At 36.5% G+C, this 1,342-nt stretch carries 1 protein-coding gene and 2 pseudogenes; all 3 read left to right on the top strand.

What is annotated here, in order from left to right; translation table 11 throughout:
• The coding region (locus tag AX662_RS10195) for an SH3 domain-containing protein (protein WP_197414648.1) at positions 1 to 90 on the top strand (90 nt) is incomplete at its 5' end.
• A 52-nt stretch (positions 91 to 142) separates the two neighbouring features.
• Positions 143 to 818, top strand: a pseudogene (locus AX662_RS10895) (transposase); the annotation flags it as partial.
• A gap of 274 nt (positions 819 to 1,092) precedes the next feature.
• Positions 1,093 to 1,342, top strand: a pseudogene (locus AX662_RS11075) (transposase); the annotation flags it as partial.

Genomic DNA, 1,342 nt, shown 5'->3' with positions numbered 1-1,342 from the left:
AACTATGATAAGGTTGTCACAGCCGATGGTCACACATGGCTCTCATACATGACAGCAAGTGGTAACCGTCGTTATGTTGAAATTGCTTAATGAGATAAAGAATCAGATTGGACAATGTGTCCAATCTTTTTTATCTCTCAATAATCACAAGAAGGTGTAACGTTTGATGAAAATTTATGGTTTGAGAGCTCGTATTCGTCGTAAACGGAAGTATTCTTCATACCAAGTAGAGGTTGGAAAAAAGTAGAGACTTCTATTCAGATCCAGTATGAAGCATCCAAACGAATGGAAAAATATTTTACGAACGTGACAGAATTTTCCATGCTAGCAAGCAATAAAAAAACTCTCTTTGTCGCTAGTTTAGATAGTTTTAGTAGCGTGATTATTACCTATAATCTTTTTATATAAACGGTCTTAGTACAAGTAAAAACAATTTTAGAAAAAGCCTTCACAGAGGAGCATTACGAACATACTATTTTTCATAGTTTCGAGAGCTGGCAATATCAATATTAGTATTATCATAGTTTTTTAGAGGATGAGGGAATCTAGCTATCTATGTCACGTAAGGGAAATAGTCCAGACAATGATATGATGGAATCCTTCTTTGCATTCTTCAGTCTGAGATGTTTTATAGTTATGAGAAGACGTTTAGGTCACTTAACCAATTGGAACAAGCTATTGTAGACTATATTGATTATTACAACAACGAACGCATTAAGGTAAAACTAAAACATACTAAGATTAGTAGTGAGGAAATCTCCGACGGGAGAAAGTACTCACTACTTTTTCGTAATGTTGAAGTAGAGGTGTCTTGTTAAGTTGACAAGTCCTTTGGGGTTAGACGTCGTAACTAAAACTGACAAGACACCAGTTTTAGGAAGAATGTTATCAAAGTATGTGGGACGAAAAACGTAGAGTATTGAAAATGACATCACTAAAACAAGGAATCATTCAAGACAAAGAGGTAATATCATGCGAGTAGTTTTTGGGATTGACGTGAGTAAAGCAAGTTCAGAAGTGGCCATCTTAGTCAATGGAGAAAAAGTACATGGCTATACCATACCCAATGATGCCATCGGATTTAATCGACTACTTGGTGATATTCGTCGATTTCACTCTGCCAATCAAATCAATGTTTTTATCGGCATTGAGCTCAGACACTATGAATCTGGAAACTTTCTAGCCAAGGAACATATCACCAAACGTGAGAATCCCTATGCCAGAAAGATTCTCTTTAAGTGCGTTCATAACATAGCTTCAGCAAGCCACACCAATCCTTGTCATATCGCAGACTTCTATGAGAAACGGAAAAGACAATCGCAAGTGACTTCAACCAAACCAC

Origin of the sequence: Streptococcus sp. CCH5-D3 (assembly GCF_001556435.1) — a bacterium.
In the GTDB taxonomy this organism is placed as follows: Bacteria; Bacillota; Bacilli; order Lactobacillales; family Streptococcaceae; genus Streptococcus.
The sequence above is the reverse complement of the archived record's forward strand: the minus strand, read 5'-3'. Positions and strand labels throughout refer to the sequence as shown.